16 protein-coding genes are annotated in these 24,663 nt (G+C 66.1%); 7 read left to right on the plus strand and 9 right to left on the minus strand.

The genetic code is table 11. The features are described from left to right. Nucleotides 1-88: 88 nt before the first annotated feature. Nucleotides 89-1,729, minus strand: coding sequence for a hypothetical protein (locus DN387_RS23810; RefSeq protein WP_054915048.1), 1,641 nt, complete (start codon nt 1,727-1,729; stop codon nt 89-91). A gap of 228 nt (nt 1,730-1,957) precedes the next feature. On the opposite strand from DN387_RS23810, the gene DN387_RS23815 reads away from it, so the two are divergent. Continuing rightward, nucleotides 1,958-4,009: a PhoX family phosphatase gene (locus DN387_RS23815; protein ID WP_054915049.1), complete on the plus strand. Its 2,052-nt coding sequence runs from the start codon at nt 1,958-1,960 to the stop codon at nt 4,007-4,009. A 21-nt stretch (nt 4,010-4,030) separates the two neighbouring features. On the opposite strand, the gene gspK is transcribed toward DN387_RS23815, so the two are convergent. Beyond that, entirely contained in the window at nt 4,031-4,996 is a 966-nt protein-coding gene (gspK, locus tag DN387_RS23820) for a type II secretion system minor pseudopilin GspK (protein ID WP_054915050.1), read from the minus strand. Between the two features lie 141 nt (nt 4,997-5,137). Between gspK and tatA the strand changes: the two genes are divergently transcribed. The 3 genes from tatA to tatC are packed head-to-tail and all read left to right on the plus strand — an operon-like array spanning nt 5,138 to nt 6,380. Then, entirely contained in the window at nt 5,138-5,350 is a 213-nt protein-coding gene (gene tatA, locus DN387_RS23825) for a twin-arginine translocase TatA/TatE family subunit (protein ID WP_043860635.1), read from the plus strand. Further along, nucleotides 5,350-5,637, plus strand: coding sequence for a Sec-independent protein translocase protein TatB (gene tatB / locus DN387_RS23830; protein WP_054915051.1), 288 nt, complete (start codon nt 5,350-5,352; stop codon nt 5,635-5,637). Before tatA ends, tatB begins: the two co-directional genes overlap by 1 nt. Continuing rightward, nucleotides 5,634-6,380 (plus strand): twin-arginine translocase subunit TatC, encoded by a 747-nt coding sequence (gene tatC / locus DN387_RS23835; RefSeq protein WP_054915052.1) that lies wholly within the window; start codon nt 5,634-5,636, stop codon nt 6,378-6,380. Before tatB ends, tatC begins: the two co-directional genes overlap by 4 nt. 99 nt (nt 6,381-6,479) lie before the next feature. Here tatC and DN387_RS23840 read toward each other — a convergent pair whose 3' ends face one another. After that, complete coding sequence (locus DN387_RS23840) at nt 6,480-6,791, minus strand: YqfO family protein (RefSeq protein ID WP_054915053.1); 312 nt, start codon at nt 6,789-6,791, stop codon at nt 6,480-6,482. Between the two features lie 2 nt (nt 6,792-6,793). After that, entirely contained in the window at nt 6,794-10,693 is a 3,900-nt protein-coding gene (gene purL, locus DN387_RS23845; RefSeq protein WP_043860639.1) for a phosphoribosylformylglycinamidine synthase, read from the minus strand. Between the two features lie 236 nt (nt 10,694-10,929). On the opposite strand from purL, the gene mltF reads away from it, so the two are divergent. Then, a complete protein-coding gene (mltF, locus tag DN387_RS23850; RefSeq protein WP_043860640.1) occupies nt 10,930-12,390 on the plus strand; it encodes a membrane-bound lytic murein transglycosylase MltF in 1,461 nt (486 codons plus the stop codon). 84 nt (nt 12,391-12,474) lie between these two features. Here the strand turns inward: mltF and tadA are convergent, their stop codons facing one another. Both tadA and DN387_RS23860 read right to left on the minus strand, forming a co-directional pair. Next, nucleotides 12,475-12,957 carry a tRNA adenosine(34) deaminase TadA gene (tadA, locus tag DN387_RS23855; RefSeq protein ID WP_054915054.1) on the minus strand — a complete coding sequence of 161 codons (483 nt, stop codon included), beginning with the start codon at nt 12,955-12,957 and terminating at the stop codon, nt 12,475-12,477. Beyond that, nucleotides 12,957-14,339 (minus strand): multicopper oxidase family protein, encoded by a 1,383-nt coding sequence (locus DN387_RS23860; RefSeq protein ID WP_054915055.1) that lies wholly within the window; start codon nt 14,337-14,339, stop codon nt 12,957-12,959. Before DN387_RS23860 ends, tadA begins: the two co-directional genes overlap by 1 nt. 215 nt (nt 14,340-14,554) lie before the next feature. Between DN387_RS23860 and DN387_RS23865 the strand changes: the two genes are divergently transcribed. Further along, nucleotides 14,555-17,455, plus strand: a complete 2,901-nt coding sequence (locus tag DN387_RS23865) for a membrane-targeted effector domain-containing toxin (protein ID WP_054915056.1) — start codon at nt 14,555-14,557, stop codon at nt 17,453-17,455. A 131-nt stretch (nt 17,456-17,586) separates the two neighbouring features. Next, entirely contained in the window at nt 17,587-20,517 is a 2,931-nt protein-coding gene (locus DN387_RS23870) for a membrane-targeted effector domain-containing toxin (RefSeq protein WP_054915057.1), read from the plus strand. Between the two features lie 95 nt (nt 20,518-20,612). Here the strand turns inward: DN387_RS23870 and DN387_RS23875 are convergent, their stop codons facing one another. From DN387_RS23875 to DN387_RS23885, 3 genes are all read right to left on the minus strand, one after another. Beyond that, nucleotides 20,613-22,037, minus strand: a complete 1,425-nt coding sequence (locus tag DN387_RS23875; protein WP_054915058.1) for a gamma-aminobutyraldehyde dehydrogenase — start codon at nt 22,035-22,037, stop codon at nt 20,613-20,615. A 122-nt stretch (nt 22,038-22,159) separates the two neighbouring features. Next, nucleotides 22,160-23,491, minus strand: a complete 1,332-nt coding sequence (locus DN387_RS23880; protein WP_043860646.1) for an APC family permease — start codon at nt 23,489-23,491, stop codon at nt 22,160-22,162. 10 nt (nt 23,492-23,501) lie between these two features. Beyond that, entirely contained in the window at nt 23,502-24,659 is a 1,158-nt protein-coding gene (locus tag DN387_RS23885) for an iron-containing alcohol dehydrogenase (RefSeq protein ID WP_043860647.1), read from the minus strand. Nucleotides 24,660-24,663: the final 4 nt, after the last annotated feature.

Consider the following 24,663-nt stretch of genomic DNA (forward strand, 5'->3'; position numbering starts at 1 on the left):
GGCTCGCGGGCGGCCAGCAGCACGCACTGCGCAGCCAGCCAGCCGGCCAGGCTCAACAGCACGCCGTCGAGCACGCGGCCCGGGCTGATCAACTGGCCAGCCCGCGCGGGTGCCAGCCAGGGTGGCCCTGGACGTAACGCACCTGCGGCAGGGCCAGCGGCGGCAATTGCCAGCCCGGTGGCTGCTGCACCAGCCATGCTTCCACCCGCTGCCACAGTGGCTCGCCGGCGTCGCTGTCGAATTGCAGGCCGAAGGTGCGGCACTGGCCATCCTGTGCGGCTACCCCGGAGACCCGTTTGCCGCCCGGGCTGTAGCTGACCTGCCAGGGCGCGCCAAACCAGCGCGGCAAATCCTGGCTGTTGTCGAGCAGCAGCGGCGTGCCGAACAGTTGCTCGGCAGCGTTTTCCAGCACCTGCTGTACCTGGCGTGCCGGCACCTGCACCACCGGGGCCGGGTAGCTGCCGGTGAGGCTGATCAGGTGTTCGCGGGTGATCGGCTGGCCGGCCGCCAGCGGGCTGTCGTAGCGCAGCCCCGGCAACAGCACCGGTGCCCCGCTGTCATCGGCCAGCGCCTGGTGCAGCAGGTTGTCCCAGCTGCCGCCACGGGTATCGCGTCGCCACAGGTTTTGCGGTGCCTGTGCCAGGGGTTGGTCGAGCCAGGCGGCATGCCCGGCGCGCTGTAGCTGCAACTGCGTGCGCAACGGCTCGACCCGCGCGCGGGCAGTCGGCGTGAGGCGGTGTTCGAAGGCGGGATGAAACTGCGCGGTGAACTGCCAGCGCCCGTCGCGATGCAGGCAGTTCACCGCGAACACGCCGCTGGCACGGTTGCCGGCCAGCAGCACCGGCACCTGCTTGCCGCTGGCCTGCAGTACCGAGACAGGCTGCGGCCACAGGTCCTGGCCACGGGCGCACAGCAGCAGGTCGGCATCGCTCAGACGCTCGGCCAGCCACAGCCCGGGGCCGGTGCCCACGTCCGCCAGGGCGATCACCAGGTCCGCCGCCTGGCGTGCCTGTTCGAAGGCCGGCAGCAGCGCCTGATACCACTGTTTGAGGGATGCGTTCTGGTCGCGGGCGTACGGGTCGGTAATGCCGACCACCGCCACCCGCACGCCGCCGCGGTGCAGCACAGTGAAGGCCGGCGTGCCCAGGGCCTGGGCGCGTTCGGGGGCCAGCCCCGCACCAAGCACGGCCTGACCGTACTGGCGATACAGGCCGGCGCACTGGCGCGGCCACAGCACCCGCTCATCGCTGCTCACGCGTACCTCGCTGCCCAGCATCCGGCTGCCCTGCACGCCACTGGCGCCCTGGGTCAGGTAGGCCAGGCCACTGCCGTTCCAGCCCTGGCCATTTTCCAGGGTCAGGCAGTTGCCCCGCCCCGCCGCCTCGCGCAGCTGTTCGAGCAGGGCACCCAACACCGCATACCCGCCGGTCTGTACGCCTTCGGCAAGGCTGGCGTCGAGCAGCGGGTTGAGCTCGGCACGCCCCTGGCGGGCATTGATACCGCTCATCCACGGTGCCTGGCCAAGGTGGCTGACCGGCCCCAGGCGCGTCGCCGGCACCACGGGCATGCCGGGCTGGCGCGCATCCAGGGTGTCGGCGAAATACAGCAGCTCCACCGTGCCGGCCTCTGCCGTCGACCGCGTGGCCAGGCTGGAACAGGCGGTCAGCAGCGGCGCCATTGCACCAACGCCCATCCAGCCCAACACATCGCGTCTGTACATGCTCGCCATCTACTCCATCGCCCTCGGGCTGATCAACTGTCGCAGCGGATAGTGCGGCGAGGGGATTACAGTTTGATGGCAGTTATTCGACAGGGCGTACAAAACCCCATCCAAATCAAATGGTAAGGATTCATTTCCTTAAAGGTCTGTTCACAAAACTGCCAATCAATCATCACACTCGCTCTCTACAGTGCCGGTTTCCGTAGAAGCCACTTCACCCAACAAGGATATGAAGAGATGAGTCGAGACACCGGCGACAACCTGGACCGCAACACCAGTGGCAACCTGCCAATGGCGACTGTCCTGGATGCCTACCTGAGCCGCCGCAGCGTGGTGCGCGGCAGCCTCGGTGCCGCGATCGCGATGATTGCAGGGACAGGCCTGAGCGGCTGCTTCGACAGCGGCGGGGGCTCGAGCCACAAGCCGACCCCTCCGGTGGAACCCGAGAAACCGAAACTCAAGCTGGGCTTCAACTCCATCGCCGGTTCGCGCACCGACGCCTGCGTGGTCGCCGACGGCTACAGCGCCTACGTGCTGGCGCCCTGGGGTACACCGCTGAACAGTGCGGGCAACCCGTGGAAAAGCGACGGCACCAACACTGCCGCCGATCAGGCCAACGCCATGGGCATGCACCATGACGGCATGCATTTCTTCCCCATCAACGGCAGCTCCGACGACGGCCTGCTGGCCATCAACTTCGAGTACATCGATGCCGACGCCCTGCACCCGGCCGGCCCGACCGTGGACGGCAGCGGCAAGCGCCCGGCCGAGGAAGTGCGCAAGGAAATCAACGCCCACGGCGCCGGCGTGGTGCGCCTGAGCAAGGTCAACGGACGCTGGCAAGTGGTCGACAACGACCCGCTCAACCGCCGCTTCACCACCGCCACGCTGATGGACCTGGCCGGCCCGCTGCGCGGCAGCGACCACGTCAAGACCGTGTTCTCCAACACCGGTACCCAAGCCCGCGGCACCAACAACAACTGTGGCAACGGCTTCACCCCGTGGGGCACCTACCTCACCTGCGAAGAGAACTGGCCAGGAATTTTCGTCAACACCAGCGGCGCCGTGCCGGACGATCAGCGCCGCATCGGGGTGAGCACCAGCAAGGGCAACTACGCCTGGGAAAGTGCCGCCGGCGATGCCAGCGAAGTGGACGGCGAGTTCACCCGGTTCATCCTTGACCCCACCGGCGCGACGGCCACCGACGACTACCGCAACGAAGCCAGCACCTACGGCTACATCGTCGAGATCGACCCCTATGACGCCAGCACCCGTGCGGTCAAGCGCACCGCCCTGGGGCGTTTCCGCCATGAAGGCTGCTGCCCGGCGCTGCCGGTAGCCGGCAAGCCGGTGGTGTTCTACATGGGCGACGACTCCAACAACGAGTACCTCTACAAGTTCGTCTCCACCGCCCTGTGGGACACCGCCGACGCCAACCCGAGCAACCGCCTGGCTACCGGTGCCAAGTACATGGACGACGGCAAACTGTACGTGGCGCGCTTCGACGCCGACGGCAGCGGCCACTGGCTGTTGCTGGACGTCGCCACCACCACCAAGGCCGGCACCACCCTGGGCGCGCTGTACACCGACCTGCCGGGCATCATCCTCAACACCCGTGGCGCCGCCGATGCCCTGGGCGCAACGCCTATGGACCGTCCGGAGTGGACCACGGTCAACCCGCTCAACGGCGACGTGTACCTGACCCTGACCAACAACAGCAAGCGCACCCCGGCCACTGTCGACAACGCCAACCCGCGCGGGCCGAACAAGCATGGCCACATCATCCGCTGGCACGACAGCGACGACCACCTGAGCTTTACCTGGGACATCTTCGTGTTCGGCGCCAACGCCGCCGGCAGCGCCGACATCAACCGCTCGGGGCTGACCGAACTCAACCAGTTCGCCAGCCCCGACGGGATGAGCTTCGATAGCCGCGGCATCCTGTGGTTCCAGACCGACAACGGCGAATCGACCCTGACCGACTACACCAACGACCAGATGCTGGCGGTGATCCCCACCGACCTGGTCGATGCCAGCGGCAAGCAGGTGCCGATCAATGCCCAGAACCAGGTCGACCTGCGCCGCTTCTTCGTCGGCCCCAACGGCTGCGAGGTGACTGGCATCGCCTTCACGCCGGACAACAAGTCGATCTTCGTCAACATCCAGCACCCGGAGAACTGGCCGTCGACCGACGTCGCAACCTCCGTCACCCCCGCCGGCACCACCGTGCGCCCACGCGCCTCGACAGTGGTGATCCAGCGCAACGATGGCGGTGAAATCGGCGTCTAGACCCGACCGGCACCGCTGCCCTTACCAGGGCAGCGGTTCGCGCCGGGTTACCCGCACCTGCTGCACCGGCACCAGGGCATGCCACTGCACCACGCCACGGGCATGTACCTGGTACTGGCTGCGCAGCACGTGAGCGTCCTGCTCGATCTCCAGCTGCAACAGAAAGTCCCCGCTGTTGAGCAACAACCCCTCACTCAAGCGTTCGAAGGTCGCATCGTCCAGCGCACCGAGTGCCTGGCGCAAGGCGCCGGCATCCCGGTAGCCGGTGGCCGGGCGTGCAGTGACCACCCGGCTCAGCAGTGAGCGGCTCATCCTTCCCTCATACAGCGCCTCCAGCAACGGCAACTGTTCAAGGCTCAGCGCATTCGCATTGAGCCGCCAGTGCGTGGTTTCGGGCAACGCACACAGCTGCGGGTAACGGGCCTGGCGTTGCGGGTCGGGGCCCAGCAGCAGGTTCAACTCGCTCATGTCCAGCATCAGCTGATTGGCCGCCAGGCGCGGCGGCGACTGGCGCAGGTAATGATCGTTCTCGGCGCCCTCGCGACGCGCCTGGTGATCGCTGTCGATCCAGTCGGCCAGGGCCTGGGCCAGCTGGGCGGCGGCCATGTCGCCGCCCAGCAGGTACTGCAGTTGGCGTTCGGCACGCTCGGCATCCTCGCCCACCAGGCTGTTGACGTTGAAACAGGTGTGCAGGTCGCGGATGCGCAGGGTCGCCGAACCGCCGTCGAACGCATACGGCAGCGCCTGGCCACGCAGCGCCTGCCAGAACAGCGGGCTGGCACGCCAACTGGGGTCTTGCAGGGCCTGCTCGGCAAAGGCCAGCCCGGCCCGCTCCAGCCCGCGCGCCTGCACGCGCTGCTGCACCAGGCGCACCGCATCGACCTGGGCGCGCCCCTCCTGTACCAGCCATGCCAGGCCACCGGCGATCATCGCCAGCACCACCAGCACCATCAGCAATGCCGCGCCCTGCTGTCGCTTGCCACCCATCGTCACGCTACCTCTGCCAAAGAGCGGCCAGTCAACACGGCGGATGTTTCAGGCACATGGCAAAGGCGTTGCCCGTCACCTTTGCGTCATAAAGCGCAGGCAGGATAAACCCTTCTTTTTCATGACCTTGGAGTGCTTCACATGGGCGGTATCGGGATCTGGCAACTGGTTATCGTGTTGATGATCGTGTTCATGCTGTTCGGCACCAAGCGCCTCAAGGGCCTGGGCGCGGACGTGGGCGAGGCGATCCAGGGCTTTCGCAAATCCATGGGCAACGGCCCGCAGGCCGACACCCCGGACGCCCCTGCCCCGGTGCAGCAGGTACAGCAGGGGCAACCGGAACAACGCAGCTGATGTTCGAGATCGGCTTTACCGAACTGCTGCTGGTGGGCGTGGTGGCGCTGCTGGTGCTGGGCCCCGAACGCCTGCCGGTGGCGATGCGCACCGTGGGGCGTGGCGTGGGCCAGGCCAGGCGTGCCATGGGGGCGCTGCGTGCACAGGTGGAGCGTGAGCTCGACACCCAGGCACTGACCCAGGAGCTGGATGCCGAGCCACTGCGGCGTCTGGAACAGGAACTGCGCCAGGGCGTGAGCCTGCAGGCGCAGCCGACCCCGACTTCGACCAATGGACCCTGCCCATGACTGATACCCAAGCGGGCATGCCCCTGACTGCCCACCTGACCGAACTGCGGCGGCGCCTGGTGCGCTGCCTGCTGGCCGTCACGCTGGTGTTCCTGGGTTTGTTCCCGTTCGCCCAGACCCTCTATACCGCCGTGTCCGAACCCTTGCGCCGTTACCTGCCCGAAGGCGCGAGCATGATCGCGACCAGCGTGACGTCGCCGTTCCTGGCGCCCTTCAAGCTGACCCTTATGGCTGCGCTGTTCGTCGCCATGCCGGTGCTGCTGCACCAGGTGTGGGGGTTCGTGGCACCGGGGATGTACCGCAAGGAACGGCGCATCGCCTTGCCATTGCTGGTATCGAGCATCGTGCTGTTCTATGCCGGCATGGCCTTCGCGTTCTTCGTGGTGTTTCCGATGATGTTCGGTTTTTTCGCCAGCGTGACCCCGGCCGGGGTGTCGATGATGACCGACATCAGCCTGTACCTGGACTTCATCCTGGCGCTGTTTCTGGCGTTCGGGCTGGCGTTCGAGATACCGGTGGCCACCTTCATCGTGGTGTGGGCGGGGGTGACGGATGTGGCGACACTGCGCAAGAGCCGGCCTTACGTGATCGTCGGATGCTTTGTGGTGGGCATGCTGCTGACCCCGCCGGACGTGTTTTCACAGACCTTGCTGGCGGTGCCGATGTGGATACTGTTTGAAGTGGGGTTGCTGGCGTGTGCGGGGGTGCAGCGCAAGCAGGAACAGACGATGGAGGTTGCCTGATCGGACCTCTTCACCGGCAAGGCCGGCGCCTACAGGGTGTTGCGTCGCACATGAACCCTGTAGGAGCCGGCCTTGCCGGCGAAGAGGCAGACCTGCCAATCAGAAATCAGCGAGCTGCCAGACCTCGTAGGCCGGGGTCTCGTAGGGGTGGCTCGCCTTCAGGGCCGCGACTACCGGCCCCACCAGCGCATCGTCCACCACCAGCTCGACCCGCCACTCCTCGACCTGCTCGACCACCCCGCTCTGCCCGATGAACGGCTGGCTGCCGCTCAACGGACGGAACTGGCCCTGGCCCAGCACCTGCCACGCACAGCTGTCGTAGGCGCCGATGCGTCCGCCACCGGCGGCGAACACAGCGGCCTTGACCTGCTCCACATGGCTGGGCGGCACGAAGAAGGCGAGTTTGAACACCCTCAGTTCACCCAGGCCCGCGCGTTGCGGAACATGCGCATCCAGGCGGCGTCTTCGTTCCAGTCATCCGGGCGCCACGAGTTCTGCACCGCACGGAATACCCGCTCAGGGTGCGGCATCATGATGGTGACGCGCCCGTCGCGGCTGGTCAGGCCGGTGATCCCGCGCGGCGAACCGTTCGGGTTGGCCGGGTAGGTCTCGGTGACCTTGCCGTGGTTGTCGACGAAACGCAGGGCCACGCAACCGGACAGGTCGGCTTCCAGCAGTGCCTCTTCGCTGGCGAACTCGGCATGCCCTTCACCGTGCGCAATGGCGATCGGCATGCGCGAACCGGCCATGCCCTGCAGGAAGATCGAGTTGGACTCCTGCACCTGGACCATCGCCACGCGCGCCTCGAACTGCTCGGAGCGGTTACGCACGAAGTGCGGCCAGAACTCGCTGCCCGGGATCAGCTCGTGCAGGTTGGACATCATCTGGCAACCGTTGCACACACCCAGGGTGAAGCTGTCGCTACGCTCGAAGAAGCCCTGGAAGGCGTCGCGGGCGCGGCTGTTGAACAGCGCCGACTTGGCCCAGCCTTCACCGGCACCCAGCACGTCACCGTAGGAGAAGCCGCCGCAGGCAACCATGCCCTTGAACTCGTTCAGGTCGACGCGACCGGCGAGGATATCGCTCATGTGCACGTCGATGGCGTTGAAGCCGGCACGGTCGAACGCCGCAGCCATTTCCACCTGGCCGTTGACGCCCTGCTCACGCAGTACCGCCACCTGTGGGCGAATGCCCTTCTTGATGTAAGGCGCTGCGATGTCGTGGTTGACGTCGAAGCCCAGCTTGACGCTCAGGCCCGGGTTGTCTTCCTCGAGCAGGCCGTCGAATTCCTGGTCGGCGCAGTCGGCGTTGTCGCGCAGGCGCTGGATCTGGTAGCTGGTCTCGGCCCACTGGCGCTGCAGCAGGCGGCGGTCGCCGGTGAACAGCACTTCGCCGTTCAGGCTGATGGCCACGTCGGCACAATTGACCGGCTTGCCGATCACCGCCACGCAGTCTTCGCCAAGGCCGGCAGCGCTGAACTGGGCCAGCACGTCCGGGGTGGCGTCTTGGCGCACCTGGATCACCGCACCCAGCTCTTCGTTGAAGAGGATGGCCGCGACTTTCTCGCGCTTGCCGGTCAGGGTGTCCAGTTCCAGGTTCAGCCCGCAATGGCCGGCGAAGGCCATTTCCAGCGCGGTGGCCAGCAGGCCGCCGTCGGAGCGGTCGTGGTAGGCCAGCAGGTGACCGTCGGCGTTCAGGCCCTGGATCACCGCGAAGAACGCCTTGAGGTCTTCGGCGTCGTCGACGTCCGGTGCCTGGCTGGCGAGCTTGCCGTGGGTCTGGGCCAGGATCGAGGCGCCCATGCGGTTCTGGCCGCGACCCAGGTCGATCAGGATCAGGTCGGTTTCGCCCTTGTCCATGCGCAGTTGCGGGGTCAGGGTCTTGCGGATGTCGGTAACCGGGGCAAAGCCGGTCACGATCAGCGACATCGGCGAGGTCACGGTCTTCTCGCGACCTTCATCTTCCCAGCGGGTCTTCATGGACATCGAGTCCTTGCCCACCGGAATGGTCAGGCCCAGCTCGGGGCACAGTTCCATGCCCACGGCCTTGACCGCGTCGTACAGGCGCGCGTCTTCACCGGGGTGGCCGGCAGCCGACATCCAGTTGGCCGACAGCTTGATGTCGGACAGCTTGCCGATGCGCGAGGCCGCCATGTTGGTCAGGGTCTCGCCGATCGCCATGCGCCCGGACGCCTGGGCGTCGAGCAGGGCCAGCGGGGTGCGCTCGCCCATGGCCATGGCTTCGCCGGTGTACACGTCGAAGCTGGTGGCGGTGACGGCCACGTCGGCCACCGGGACCTGCCATGGACCGACCATCTGGTCGCGGGCGACCAGGCCGGTGATGGTGCGGTCACCGATGGTGATCAGGAAGTTCTTGCTGGCCACGGCCGGGTGGCGCAGCACGCGCTGTACCGAGTCGGCGAGGTCCAGGGTGCTCGGGTCGAAATCATCGCCCAGCTCGGCTTCGCGGCTGACCGAACGGTGCATGCGCGGGGCCTTGCCCAGCAGCACTTCCAGCGGCATGTCCACCGGGCTGTTGCCGAAGTGGCTGTCGGTGACGGTCAGTTGCGGTTCGGCAGTGGCTTCGCCGACCACTGCGAACGGGCAGCGCTCGCGTTCGCAGATGGCGGTGAAACGCTCCAGGTCCTTGGCGTCGACCGCCAGCACGTAGCGTTCCTGGGACTCGTTGCTCCAGATTTCCAGCGGCGCCATGCCCGGCTCGTCGTTGGGCACGTTGCGCAGCTCGAAACGACCGCCACGGCCGCCGTCGTTGACCAGCTCGGGGAAGGCGTTGGACAGGCCGCCCGCGCCGACGTCATGGATGAACGCGATGGGGTTGGCATCGCCCAGCTGCCAGCAGCGGTCGATGACCTCCTGGCAGCGGCGTTCCATTTCCGGGTTTTCGCGCTGTACCGAGGCGAAATCGAGGTCGGCAGAGCTGGCGCCGGTGGCCATCGACGAGGCAGCACCGCCGCCCAGGCCGATCAGCATGGCCGGGCCGCCGAGCACGATCAGCTTGGCGCCGACGGTGATCTCGCCCTTCTGCACATGGCCTTCGCGGATGTTGCCCATGCCGCCGGCGAGCATGATCGGCTTGTGGTAACCGCGCACTTCTTCGCCATGGGGGGTGTTGATCGACTGCTCGAAGGTACGGAAGTAACCGGTCAGTGCCGGGCGCCCGAATTCATTGTTGAACGCCGCGCCGCCCAGCGGGCCTTCGATCATGATGTCCAGCGCGGTGACGATGCGCTCCGGCTTGCCGTAGGGCTTTTCCCAAGGCTGTTCGAAGCCCGGGATCTGCAGGTTGGACACGGTGAAGCCGGTCAGGCCGGCCTTGGGCTTGGCGCCGCGACCGGTGGCACCTTCGTCGCGGATCTCGCCGCCGGAACCGGTAGAGGCCCCCGGGAACGGCGCGATGGCGGTCGGGTGGTTGTGGGTCTCGACCTTCATCAGGATGTGCACCGGCTCCTGCACCGCGCCGTACTGGCGGGTTTCAGGGTTCGGGAAGAAGCGCCCGGCGGTGGAACCGACGATCACCGAGGCGTTGTCCTTGTAAGCGGACAGCACGCCTTCGCTGTGCATCTGGTACGTGTTCTTGATCATGCCGAACAGGCTTTTTTCCTGGCTCTGGCCGTCGATATCCCAACTGGCGTTGAAGATCTTGTGGCGGCAGTGCTCGGAGTTGGCCTGGGCGAACATCATCAGTTCGATGTCGTGCGGGTTGCGCTTGAGGCCCTGGAAGCTGGTGACCAGGTAGTCGATCTCGTCTTCGGCCAGGGCCAGGCCCAGCTCGACGTTGGCTTTTTCCAGCGCGGCGCGGCCACCGCCGAGGATGTCGACGGCGGTCAGCGGCTTGGGTTCGGCATGGCTGAACAGGCCGGCGGCCTCTTCGAGCCTGCCCAGCACGATCTGGGTCATGCGGTCGTGCAGCAGCTCGGCGACGGCGGCCACATCGGCCTCGCTCAGTTCACCGCCGACATAGAAGGCAGTACCACGCTCCAGGCGCTTGACGTTCTCCAGGCCGCAGTTGTGGGCGATGTCGCTGGCCTTGCTCGACCAGGGCGAGATGGTGCCGAAACGCGGCATGACCAGGAACAGGCGACCGCTGGGCTCCTGTACCGGCACGCTCGGGCCGTACTTGAGCAGGCGCGCGAGCACATGCTGTTGGTCGGCACTCAGCTCGCCGTCAACCTCGGCGAAATGGGCGAATTCAGCGTACAAACCACTAACAGCGGGGACTTTCTGGCTCAGTTGCTCGAGTAATTTACCGTGGCGAAAGGCAGAAAGGGCAGGAGCGCCGCGCAGGATCAACATCGTCGGGACAGCCTCAGGAAGGGGGTGTGCTTAGAGGCCGTGCATTCTAGCCTAAACCGCCGCCGACGGCACCCGAAACGCTGCATCGGCGACAGGCCGAATGTCGGCAAGCCGACAAGAGTGCTTCACGAGATGACAAAAACCCGTCCCGACGCGGTTTTATCGGGCTGTGCTAGCAGACAAGCCGGATGTTGTCGAGATATGGCGCGGCAGGTCCTTTGCGTATACTGCACCCTATGTTTGCCCAGACTGCTTTGCGCCAGCGTTGTGCCAAATGGCTCATCGCAACCGGACTCTTCCTGATGCTCGGTGCCTGTGTTGAAAAACCCAGCACCCTGGAGCGTGTCAAGGAGGACGGCGTGCTGCGCGTGATCACCCGCAACAGCCCGGCCACCTACTTCCAGGACCGCAACGGCGAAACCGGCTTCGAGTACGAGCTGGTCCAGCGCTTTGCCGACGACCTGGGCGTGAAGCTGCAGATCGAGACCGCCGACAACCTCGACGACCTGTTCAACCAGCTCGGCCAGCCGAACGGCCCGGTGCTGGCGGCAGCGGGCCTGGTAAGCAGCGAGCAGCGCAAGCAGCAGGTACGTTTTTCCCACCCGTATCTCGAAGTCACCCCGCAGATCATCTACCGCAACGGCAAGCCCCGCCCCACCGACGCCGGCGACCTGGTCGGCAAGCGCATTCTGGTACTCAAGGGCAGCAGCCATGCCGAACAGCTGGCAGAGCTGAAAAAACAGTACCCGGCCCTGCAATATGAAGAATCCGACCAGGTCGAGGTGGTCGACCTGCTGCGCATGGTCGACGAGGGCCAGATCGACCTGACCCTGGTCGACTCCAACGAAGTGGCGATGAACCAGGTGTACTTCCCCAACGTGCGGGTCGCCTTCGACCTGGGCGACGGGCGCGACCAGCGCTGGGCGGTGGCGGCCGGCGAAGACAACAGCCTGCTCAACGAAATCAACGAATTCATCGACAAGGTGCACAAGAACGGCACCCTGCAACGGCTCAAGGACCGCTACTACGGCCACGTGGACGTGCTCGGCTATGTCGGCGCCTACACCTTCGCCCAGCACCTGCAGCAGCGCCTGCCGCGCTACGAGAACCACTTCAAGACCTCGGCCAAGAAGGAACAGGTGGACTGGCGCCTGCTGGCGGCGATCGGTTACCAGGAGTCGATGTGGCAGGCCGAGGTCACCTCCAAGACCGGCGTGCGCGGGCTGATGATGCTGACCCAGCGCACCGCCCAGGCCATGGGCGTGTCCAACCGGCTCGACCCGCGCCAGAGCATCGAGGGCGGGGCCAAGTACTTCATGCATGTGAAGAAGGAGCTCGATGACGACATCGAGGAGCCGGACCGCACCTGGTTTGCCCTGGCCGCCTACAACGTGGGCAGCGGCCACCTGGACGATGCACGCAAGCTGGCCAAGCGCGAGGGGCTGAACCCGAACAAGTGGCTGGACGTGAAGAAGATGCTGCCGCGCCTGTCGCAGAAGCAGTGGTACAGCAAGACCCGCTACGGCTATGCCCGTGGCGGCGAGCCGGTACATTTCGTGGCCAACATCCGGCGCTACTACGACATCCTGACCTGGGTGACCCAGCCGCAGCTGGAGGGCAGCCAGGTGGCCGAGGGCAACCTGCATGTGCCGGGGGTCAACAAGACCAAGCCGGCCGACGCTTCGCCGCCGCTCTAGTTTGCAGCGCCTGTATCGCGGGCCAAGCCCGCTCCCGCAACAACGGGGGAGCGGGCTTGACCCGCGATGGTCACACCACGGTTATCAGGCCTTGGCCCGCCGAGCCCTGAAGAACTCGGTCAGAATCGCCCCGCACTCCTCGGCCAGCACCCCGCCCTCGAACAGCACCCGGTGGTTCAGAAACCCCTGGGTAAAGAATTGCCCCTGGCTCTGCACGATCCCGGCCTTGGGCTCCAGGGCCCCGAACACCACGCGGTTGACCCGCGAATGCACGATCAGCCCGGCGCACATGCTGCACGGCTCCAGCGTCACATACAGCGTGCTGCCCGGCAGCCGGTAGTTGCTGGCCGCCTGCGCCGCCGCGCGAATGGCCACCATTTCGGCGTGCGCGCTGGGGTCGCTGCCGCTGATCGGGCAGTTGAAGCCCTGCCCGATCACCTCGCCGTGCTGCACCAGCACCGCGCCCACCGGCACCTCGCCCAATGCAGCCCCCTGCGCCGCCAGCTCCAGCGCCAGGCGCATGAAGTGCTGGTCGCGGCTGCGGTCGATGATCTGCGGCTGACGCATCACGCCACCTCGATGGCGGCCATCAGGCCGGTTTCCATGTGATCGATCACGTGGCAATGGAACATCCAGGTGCCGGGGTTATCCGCCACCAGCGCCACCTGCGCCCGCTCGTTCTTGCCCAGCAGGTAGGTGTCGGTGAAGTACTGCTCCGGGATCTTGTGGCGATTGGAGCTGAGCACCTTGAAACTCATGCCGTGCAGGTGGATCGGGTGCTGGTACTGGGTCATGTTCTTGAGCTCGAAGATGTAGCTCTTGCCCTTCTTCAAGGTGGCAATCGGCCGGTCGGAACAGGTCTTGTCGGTGATGTCCCAGGCCTGCCCGTTGATCTGCCACAGGCTTGGCGGCTTGCCGTTCTCGGTATTGACCGACACCGAGCCTACCCACTCGAAATTGAAGTTGATCTTCTCGGCGTTGGCCAGGTCCGGCTCGGCGATAGGGTTGGCCGGCAGCGCCGGTGGCCAGTCGCCCGGTGCCTCGCTGCTGGCCACCGAACGCAGGGTGCCCAGGCGCACCGAGCCGTCGCGCAGCGACAGCTCCTCACCGGCTGCCGGCATGCGGATGGCCAGGCAGATGCGCATGCCGGGGCCCAGCCAGTAGTCCTTGCCCAATGGGCGCGGGGTGATCGGGTTGCCATCCAGCGCATAGATACGCGCCTCGAAGTCGCCCTTGAGGTTGATGCGGTAGGTCAGGGTGTTGTCCAGGTTCAGCAGGCGCACCCGCACGATCTGCCCGGCGGGCATTTCCACCACCGCGTCGGGCTGCCCGTTGATGGTGATCAGGCGCCCTGCGGTGCCGCCACGGGCCGCTTCGCGCGGCACGCTGAACTCGACGAAGTTGCCCTGCTCGTCCACGTGCCAGTTCTTCAGGCTCAGCGTGCGCTCGTGCTTGAAACCGGTGGGCTCGCGCTCCTCCACGATCAGCGGGCCGACCAGGCCGCGGCCCAGCTCTTCGCTGCTGTTGACGTGGGGGTGGTACCAGAAGCTGCCGGCATCCGGCACGCGGAACCTGTAGTCGAAGTACTCGCCCGGCAGCACCGGCAGCTGCGACACGTAGGGCACGCCGTCCATTTCCAGCGGCAGGCGGATACCGTGCCAGTGGATGGTGGTGGCCACCGGCAGGTGGTTGATGAACCGCACCCGCAGCCACTGCCCCTGGCGCACCCGTAGCTCGGTGCCCGGCGCGGACGGGCCGAACGCCCAGGCCTGGGTGGTGTGCCCGGCCACCAGCTCGACGTCCAGCGGCGCGGCGATCAGTTCATAGTCATGCCCGGCCTGCTCGTCCTCGACCTTGCCCATCCAGTAACGTGCGGCGCCCCCGGCGCCCAGGCCAACCACCACCAGGCCAGTCAGCCCCTTGAGCATTTGTCGACGGGTAAAGGACATCGGAACAGGCACCTCGTATCGCGAAAACAGCCTGCCAGCCATGACCGGGCTGGCGGTAAGGGCGAATACGATACACCTGCATTTGCGAAACTTTAAGTGAAGAGTTGCCCCGGCAGCGGCACACGATGCCGCACCCACCCGCGCAGCACTATCTACCGCACCTGCCCGCTGGAGCCAGCCCATCCTGCCATGGCCCAGACCAAGGAAGGATCGCCATGCCCCAGCCCCCCAACCCACAACGCGCGCAGCTTCAGGACATTGCGCGCCAGCTCGTCGTCAACTGCCCGGACATGCGCCAGATGGCCCGTGAGGTGGCCGTCGACGCCCTGAAGAAGTTCGCCCGCAGCAGCCTCGATCCGGACACCGTGTACCTGCACCGTTTCAAGGCGGCCCAGTCCAACCCCAGAAGCTTCAGCGGCTGGGAGCACCGTGAGCTGCCCTACCAGTCGCTGACGTTGCCGCAACTGGTGATGCAGCGCTTCGACGCCAACGACCAGGACAACGCCGACCTGCTCGGCTACCGCACCGGCTTCTACCGCGAAGGCGCGCATGCCGGGGTGTTCGATGAACGCAACGAAGTCCCCATGGCACCGGCCGATGTGCTGCGCTACTTCTGGCAGATCGACTTCAGCTCGGTCTTCAAACAGAAGATGCAGGCGTTCTGGGCCGACAGTGCAGAGGCGTTTCGCAGCATGGCCAAGGCCAACTTCCTGAGCAAGGTGGTGGAAGCCTGCGAACACGCAGACCTGCCCGAACAGCGCAAACGCTACCGCCTGCTGGCCCGGGCACTGGCCGGCGTCACCGACTGGCCGCCCACCCTCGAACAACTGCAGCAAACGCATGTTCCCGACCAGGGGGTGCGCCTGCATGCCTTCGACATCGGCGGCTACGTCGCCAGCGACATGCTGCGTGCCGTGCTGCCCGATGGCTACCAGGTGCTGTACATGCCCGGCGAGGTCACGGCCGTGCACCTGTTTGCCAACCCTGCGCAGCTTTACTGGTGGGTGCTGCAGAACACCAATGCCGCAGATAACCGCGCGCGCCTGATGGCCCACTTCGCGTTGTCCAGCCATGCCGAAAACCCCGCCGGGGTCGGGCTCGAGCATCTGATCGACCTGCTGTTCTCCAACTGGGCCGGCAGCGCACACGATGCCATCAACCTGCTGGACAAGCCGGTCGAGCAGGATGCATTCAGCTACCTGCGCGATGCGGCGCGACAGCGCATGAGCGACGACGCGCACTTCGCCCTGCGCTCCAACGCCGACCTGCGCAAACAGATGTGGGTGGCGGACCTGCATGCCTTTACCCGGTTCGCCGGGGCAATGGCCGCCTTCGACTGGCCGGTTGCACTGGCTGCCGTGGGCGCAGGGCTTGGCGAGACCGGCCTGTCCATCGACGAGGCGATCAACGGCCACACCACTGCCGAGCGCCAGGCGGGCGTCATCGGCGCCGTACTGGCCTCCATCGACACGCTGTTCAACGCGACGCTGCTCGGCGAGGAGACCGGTGAAGCGATACGGGTCGACGGCGAGGTGCCCGCCGTCGCCGAGCCCTATGTGGAGGCCGAGGACGAACCCCTTGCCACTGCCGAGGATATTGACGCCCAGGTGCCCGCCCCCCTGCGACCGACACCGGCTTCCCAGCGCCTGGCCACCTTCGAGACCAATGCCCTGCTCGATGGCGAAAAACCCGGGGTTGGCAAGATGCAGGGCATCTACTCGCTGGCCGACGGTTTCTATGTAGCGATCGGCGATTTCGCCTACCAGGTGCGGTACGTGGGCGAGCTCAAGAGCTGGGTGGTGATCGACCCGAATGCGCCCTTTTCGTTCTACCGCAACGTGCCCATCCGGCTCACTGCGCAACAGCAGTGGGAGCCCGTCGCACAGGGCCGCCTTCTGGGGGGTACACCGCGCTTTCGCCTGAAACTGTGGGGCCGCAGCGACTACGCGCCACCCCCTGCCGAACGTATCCCCACGCCCTACGAGCTGCTCCCGCGCCAGCAGGCACAGCTGCGTTCGGTGGATGACGAACAGCTCAGCGGCATTACCTATCGGGCCAATCAGCCACACCTGGAAGAAGCCTGCGACCTGTTTCGCAAGCTGCGCAGCAAGCTGCTGAACGATGCCAAGGAGTATCTGAGCACGGTGGAGCTGCCGCCACGCCCGCAACTGCCGCTGTTCGAAAGCAACCCGGCGCCCAAGCAGATCCTGCGTGGTTGCTACTCCCGCTGCGACGGCGTGGTGATCGGCGAATGCCACGCACACCTGGGCAGCAAACGCTTTCTGATCGACAACATGGCGCAACTGCGCAAGCAGAAGGTCAAGGTGCTGTACCTGGAGCATCTGCTGACGGACTTTCACCAGGCCGACCTCGATGCGTTCAACCGCACAGGCAACATGAGCCAGCACCTGCGCGACTATGTGGCCGAACTGGACCGAAGCCAGGCCACCGACAGCAGCGGACGCTATACCTTCCAGCAGGTGATGCTCACCGCACAGGCCAACCAGGTCCGCCTCCAGGCCATCGACTGCATGGCCAGCTATCGTCAGGCCTGGCTGGCCACCCCGCCGGGCCCGATCCGCCAACAGATGATGAACTTCTTTGCCCATCGGGTCATTGCAGCAGACCAGGCCCTGCACCCCAGCAGGTGGATCGCCTTCGTGGGCAACACCCACACCAACACGTTTGACGGCGTGCCAGGGCTTGCCGAGCTGCAGGGCGCCATCGGCCTGCGCATCGAAGACATCGAGTGCGGGCTGCCTGTTCGATTCGGCGTGGACCCCGGTATCCAACCCGACCAGTCGGCCAACCTGGCGGCGGTCAAATGCGACCTGCTGCTGCAGGTGCCCATTGCTCCCGCACACGGCGTGGCACGCACCCTGGAAGAAAAGCTGCGCGCTGTCGGCTCCTTCAGTTTCACCCAGGTGGAGGGGACCTTGCAGATGATCCACCGCAGCAAGGACCTGACGCTGCACTACACCCCCATCCAACGGGACGGCACGTTCTACTACATCGATCGGGCGAGCTGGCCACGCGTGGACAAGCGCCGCATGCCAAGCCTGGCGCAACTGTCGACCCTGGTGACATCCAACGGGCTGACCTTCGTGCCCCTGTAACGGCGCCGCCCAGCTTTGCTTGCTGCCTGAGCGGGCCGGGCTGGCTGGGCGGCCCGCACTACTTACTTACCGCACGCTGCTCGCCGCCCCCGGCCAAGCTGGCCCCTCGCCCCTGACACGGAAGTACCGCCATGCCCCTGACCGCCCAACAGACCCACGACCACGAACAGCTGCAGAACCTGGCCCGACAACTGGTCAAGCATTGCCCCGACATGCGCCAGATGGCCCGCGAAATCGCCAGCCATATCCTGAAGAAACACACCCGCAGCACGCTGGACCCGGACGCGGTGTACCTGCACCGGTTCAACACCGCGCATAGCAGCCCGCGCACCTTCAGCGGCTGGGAACACCTCGGCCCGCCCAGCGAATCGCTGACACTGCCGCAACTGGTGATGCAGCGGTTCGATGTCAACGACCAGGACAACGCCGACCTGCTCGGCTACCGCACCGGCTTCTACAGCCGCGGGCCGGGTACAGGCCTGTTCGATGAGCGCGATGAAGTGCCGATGGCTCCGCGCGAGGTACTCGACGAGCTGTGGAAGGTCGACTTCTGCAGCGCCTTCCACCAGGACCTGACCCGCTTCTGGGCCCGTCATTCGGACAACTTCCGCACCCTGGCCAAGGCCAACTTCCTGAGCAAGGTGCTCGAAACCTGCGCGCACCAGACCGACCCCGCCCGCCTGGCACGCTTGCGGCGGGTGGCCACTGCCCTGGCCGGTGACGCCAGCTGGCCGCCCTCGCTGAGCCAGTTGCAACAACAGGCCAGGCCGGTGGCGGGGGTGCGCCTGTGCACCTTCGACATCGGCGGCCATGTGGCCACCGATATCCTGCGGGTGGAACTCGACGACGGTTACCAGTTGCTCTACATCCCGGGCGAGGTCGACGCCCTGCACCTGTTCGCCAACCACAGCGAGCTGTACTGGTGGGTGCTGCACAACACCAATGCGGCGCAGAACCGCGCACGCTTCATGACCCACTTCGCCCTTGCGGACCGCGGCGAAAAAGCCAGCGCGGTGGGGCTCGAGCACCTGATCGACGTGCTGTTCAACAACTGGGGCGGCAACGGTCACGACGCACTCAACCAGTCGAACACGACCGTGCATGGCGACGGGTTCACCCACCTGCGCGATGCAGCGCGTCAGCGCATGATCGACGATGCGCACTTCTCGCTGCGCTCCAACGCCGACCTGCGCAAGCAACTGTGGATCGGCTACCTCAAGGCCTTCGGCACGTTCGCCAGTGCCATGGCCGCGGTCGACTGGCCGGTAGCGCTGGCTGCCGTGGGCGCCGGGCTGGCCGAAACCGGCCTGAACATCGATCAGGCGGTCAACGGGCACACCACTGCCCAACGCAAGGCCGGCGTGATCGGCGCCGTGCTGGCGGCCATCAACACGCTGTTCAATGCCACCCTGCTCGCGGGCCCGGCCGTCACCGGTGAAATCGCCGAGATCGAACCCAGCCTGGACGCGGGCACGCACACTGCACCCGTCGAGCCCGAACACACGCCAATGGCCACCCCGGCGGAACTCGCCGAGTGGGCGCCTGCGCCGCTGATACCGGCCGAGCGCTCGCAACTGCTGGCCCCGTTCGAAACCAACGTGCTGCTGGACGGGCACGCCACCGGCAGCGGCAAATTCCAGGGTATCTACACCCTGGACGACGGCTTCTATGCCCAGATAGACGGGTTCCCCTACCACGTGCGCTACATCGGCGAGCTGCGTTCATGGGCGGTGGTCGACCCGCAGAACCCCTACTCGTTCTACCGCAACGTGCCCATTGGCCTGAACGACGAAGGCGTATGGCAACCGCTGGAGCAGGGTCTGAAAGGCGGGGCGCCACGCTTTCGCCTCAAGCTCTGGGGCCAGGCCCAGGTACCCGCGCCCGGCCCGGAACGCGTGCCCACCCCCTATGAAGTCGACAAGGCGCTGCAGCCCGAATTGCTCAAGGCCTCCAACGGTGGCGAGGAGTCGAACCTGAGCGGGCGCACGTTCTCCCCCAACAACCCCGCCCGCGAACAGGCCTACGCGCAATTTCGCACCTTGCGCGACCTGCTGGTCGACGACGCCGAAGCGTTTTTCAGCACCGCAAGCCTGCCGCAGCGGCCACCGCTGCCAACATTGGCTGCCGATGCCAGCGCCAGGCAGATCATTCGCAGCGTGTACGAAAACAGCGAGGGCCTGGTGGTCGGCGAAGCCCATTCACAACTGGGCAGCAAGCAGTTTCTGATCGAGAACATGGCCCTGCTCAAGCAGCAGAAGGTGCGGGTGCTGTACATGGAGCACCTGATGACCGACTTCCAGCAGGCCGACCTGGACCTGTTCAACCAGACCGGGCAGATGCCCCAGGCACTCAAGACCTACGTGACCGATCTGGACCGCGGCTGGCACACCGACCCCGCCCAGCGCTACACCTTCATGCAGGTGCTCAGGAGCGCGCAGAAACAGGGCATCCGGATACAGGCCATCGATTGCATGGCCAGTTACCGCCAGGCATGGATGGGCCCCCGACCACCCGCGATTCGCCAGAAGATGATGAACTTCTTCGCCCACCGCGTGATCGCTGCCGACCAGGCTGCCCATGGCGCCGGCAAATGGGTTGCACTGATGGGCAACACCCACGCCAACACCTTCGAGAGCGTGCCCGGGGTCAGCGAACTGCAAGGTGTGATCGGTGTGCGCGTCGAGGACATCGAAATCGGCAGCAGCGCAAGCGTGGGCCGCGACCCGGGGCTTTACGCAGTGGACGACGGTATCCGCGAAACCCGCGTGCAGGGCGACCTGCGCCTGCAGGTGCCGATTGCCCAGCCGCCCTCGGCCTCGGGCACGCTGGAAAGCCGGCTGGCCAAACCGGGGGCGTTCGGCTTCAAGGACATCGACGGCAAGATGACCCTGGTGCACCGCAGCAAGGACCTGGCGCTGCACTACACGCCCATCGCAAGGGACGGTGAGTTCATCTATATCGAACGCGCCAGCTGGCCATGGCTGGACAAGCGACGCCTGCCGGACCTGTCGGAAATGGCCTTCCAGCTGTCCCGGTACGGCTTGAAGTACGTGCCGCTGTGACGCCAGGCAGGCGGCGATGAAAAAAGGGCAAGGCCGCCTGGCCTTGCCCTTGCTTTCGCCTCGCGGCAACCGGGCCGCTAGGCCTGGTGCGTCAACTAGTGCTTGAACATCACATGGCGCACGGTGGTGTAGTCCTCCAGGCCATACATCGACATGTCCTTGCCATAGCCGGAGAGCTTGGCGCCGCCGTGGGGCATTTCGCTGACCAGCATGAAGTGCGTGTTGACCCAGGTGCAGCCGTATTGCAGGCGTGCGGCCAAACGGTGGGCGCGGCCCACGTCGCGGGTCCAAACCGAGGAGGCCAGGCCGTAGTCCGAATCGTTGGCCCACGCCAGGGCCTGGGCCTCGTCGTCGAAGGCGGTGACCGTGACTACCGGGCCGAAGATCTCATGGCGCACCACCTCGTCGTCCTGCCGGGCGCCGGCAAGTACGGTCGGCTCGAAGAAGAACCCTGGCCCGGCGACACGCTGGCCACCGGTCACCACCTCGATGTGCGACTGCTCGCGGGCGCGCTGCACAAAGCCTTCCACGCGCTCCAGATGCTGCTGGGTGATCAGCGGCCCGAGCTCGGTGTCAGGGTCGTCCTGCAGGCCGTAGCGGATGCTGGCCACCGCCTCGCCGAGCTTCTTCACGAACGCCGCGTACACGCCCTTCTGCACATACAGGCGGCAGGCGGCGGTGCAGTCCTGGCCGGCATTGTAGAAGCCGAAGCTGCGCACGCCTTCGACCACGGCATCGATATCGGCATCATCGAACACGATCACCGGGGCCTTGCCGCCCAGCTCCATGTGCATGCGTTTCACGCTGTCGGCGGTGCCGGCGATGATGCGGCTGCCCGTGGCCACCGAGCCGGTCAACGACACCATGCGTACCTTGGGGTGCCCGGTCAGGGGCTTGCCGACACTCGGGCCGCGGCCGAAGACCACGTTCACCACGCCTGCCGGGAAAATCTCCGCCATCAGTTGCGCCAGCTTGAGGGTGGTCAGCGGCGTCTGCTCGGACGGCTTGAGCACCACGGTATTGCCTGCGGCCAGGGCCGGCCCGAGCTTCCAGGCGGCCATCATCAGCGGGTAGTTCCACGGTGCGATGGAGGCCACCACGCCCACCGGGTCGCGGCGGATCATCGAGGTGTGCCCTTCCAGGTACTCGCCGGCGGCACTGCCTTGCAGGCAGCGGCTGGCACCGGCAAAGAAGCGGAACACGTCGGCCACGCCCGGCAGCTCGTCGTTGAGTGCCGCCGCGTAGGGCTTGCCGCAGTTGTCCGCTTCCAGGCGCGCCAGCTCCGGGGCGTGGGCGTCGATCGCATCGGCCAGTTTGAGCAGCAGCAGCGAACGGTCCTTGGGGGTGGTCTGCGACCAGCTGTCGAACGCCGCATCCGCAGCGCACACCGCGGCATCGACCTGGGCCAGGCTGGCCTCGGGGATCTCCACCAGCGTGGCCCCCAGGGACGGGTTGAGCACCGCCAGGGTTTCGCCTTCACCGGCGATGAGTTGTCCATTGATCAGCAGGCAGGTTTGCATGGGTTCTCCTGTGCGGCGAGGTTGGCCGCCGCCATAAAAAAGTCGCAAGCGCCCCGTGCCCGCAGCCGGGCTGCGCACAGGGGGAGCATTACAGGGGGGGCAGGCGCCGGGCGCCCGCAGGTTCAGAGTGCGGCTTCAGGCACTGCCGTGCTGAACAGCCGGGTGCGCCAGGCCAGGTACACCAGCCCCAGCAGCACCCAGCAACAGCCGAGAATCAGCGCGTCGGCATCCAGGCTGATCAACATCCAGCCCGAGGTGAAGGCGCCGGCCAGGGGGAAGATCACCCCGCGGACCACGCCGGCCTTGTCGCCGATGCTGCGGTCGAAGGTCAGTTTCAGTGCGCACAGGTTGACCGAGGTGAAGGCCAGGAAGGCGCCGAAGTTGACCAGCGAAGTAGCCGTGGCGATGGTCAGGCCGAACCCGACGAAACCGAAGGCCCCGCACAGGGCGATGTTGAATACCGGAGTCCTGTAGCGCGGGTGCAGCACGCCGAACAGCTTCTGCGGCAGCTGGTTGTCGCGGCCCAGGGCATACAGCAGACGCCCCACGCTGGCCTGGAACGACAGGCCGGCGGCGAAGTGGGCAATGATGATGCCGGTGAGCACCACGCCGAAGAACAGGTCGCCACCGATGGTCTTGGCGATTTCGAAGGCCGCGCCGTCGATGTTCTCGAACAGGCCCGCCGGGTGCGCCAGGTACATGAAGTACGAAGAGCCCACGTACAGGCTGCCGCCGATCAGGGCCACCAGCAGGATGGCACGCGGGATGGTGCGCTCGGGCTCGACGGTTTCTTCGCTCAGGGTCGACAGCGCGTCGAAGCCCAGGAACGAATAGGCGGCGATCGCGGCCCCGGCCATGGTGGCCGAGAACGGCACGTCGGCATTGAAGAACGGCTTGACCGAGAGCAGACCGCCCGGGCCGTTGATGGCCGACACGTAGTGCCAGCACAGCGCGATGAACACCGCGATGATGGTCAGCTGGATCAGCATCAGGATGATGTTGAAGCGGTTGGCGACCTGGATGCCCAGGATGTTGAGCAAGGTGGTGGAAACGATGAAGCCGGTGATCCAGCACCACTGCGGTACATCCGGGAACGCCAGGCTCAGGTAGCTGGCCCCCAGCAGCCAGATCAGCATCGGGATGAAGAAGTAGTCCAGCAGCGCGGCCCAGCCGACCATGAAGCCGATGCCAGGGTTGAACACCTTGCGGGTGTAGGTGTAGGCGGAACCGGCCGCCGGGAAGATCCGCACCAGGCGCCCGTAGCTCAGGGCGGTGAAGATCACGCCGATGGAGGCCACCACATAGGACAGCGCCACGGTGTTCTGGCTGGCCTGGGCGATCACGCCATAGGTGCCGAACACGATCAGCGGGGCGATGAAGGCCAGGCCGAACAACAGCACGGACACCGGCCCGAGGGTCCGGCGCAGGTGCGCGGAGGAAGTCGATGCGCTCATGGTTAGGGCCTCAGGCTGCGTAGGTGTAGGCGGCGCGGATCACGTCGAGGTAGCTCTCGACTGACATCTCCTTGGCGTTGCTCGCATCGGAAATGTTGCTCTTGGACTTCTCTGCGATGGCCAGGAAGTCCTCCTCGCGCACCCCGGCCACATCGGCGAAACGCGGAATACCCAGCTCGCGGTTCATGCGGAACAACTGCTCCACGCCCGCTTCGGCGGCAGCGCTGGCGCCAAGATTGGGGTCGATGCCCAGGGCATAGGCGACATCGGCATGGCGGCGCAGGTCGGCGTCGCGGTTATGGCTGAACACGAACGGCAGGAAGATCGCGTTGCCCACCCCGTGCGGGGTGTCGTACATGCCGCCGATGGCTTCGGAGATGCAGTGTACGCTGGCGATGTCGGCATTGCCGAAGGCCATGCCGGCAATCAGGCTGGCGATCAGCATCTGTTCGCGGGCCTCGCGGTTGTCCGGCTCCTGCACGGCGGGCTTGAGGTACTGCGCGATCAGGCGAATGGCATGCAGGGCCAGGCCGTCGCTGATCGGGTTGGCCGGCTTGCCGGTGTAGGCCTCGATGGCGTGGGTCAGCGCGTCCATGCCGGTGGCGGCGGCGATGTGCGGCGGCAGCGTGGCGGTGATGTCCGAGTCGAGCAGCGCCAGAACCGGGCCGATGCGGTAGTCCAGGATGCTCATCTTGAACTGGCGGCGGGTGTCGGTGATCACCGAGAAGAACGTGACCTCGCTGCCGGTGCCTGCGGTGGTCGGGATCGCCACGATTGGTAGCACCGGGCCCTTGAGGGTGAAGGCACCTTCGTAGTCCTCGACCTTGCCGTCGTGGGTCAGCAGTACGCTGATCGCCTTGGCCGCGTCCATCGCACTGCCGCCACCCACTGCCAGCACGCCGTCGATGCCCTTGCCGCGATACAGCTCGGCGGCGCGGTTGACGTCTTCGCTGCGCGGGTTGGGCTTGACGTCGACGATCTCGTCATAACGCACGCCGGCCTTGTCCAGGCTGGTATAGATGCTGTCGAGCAGGCCGGCGTTCTTCACGCCCGGGTCGGTGACCAGCAGCACGTGGCGCAGGCCCAGGTCGGTCAGGTGCTCGCCGGTACGCTGGCGCAGGCCAGGTTCCATGACGATCTTGGTAGGTAACAGAAACTGGAATTGCATCGGT

This window comes from Pseudomonas sp. FBF18, assembly GCF_024261405.1.
Taxonomy (GTDB): Bacteria; Pseudomonadota; Gammaproteobacteria; order Pseudomonadales; family Pseudomonadaceae; genus Aquipseudomonas; species Aquipseudomonas palmensis.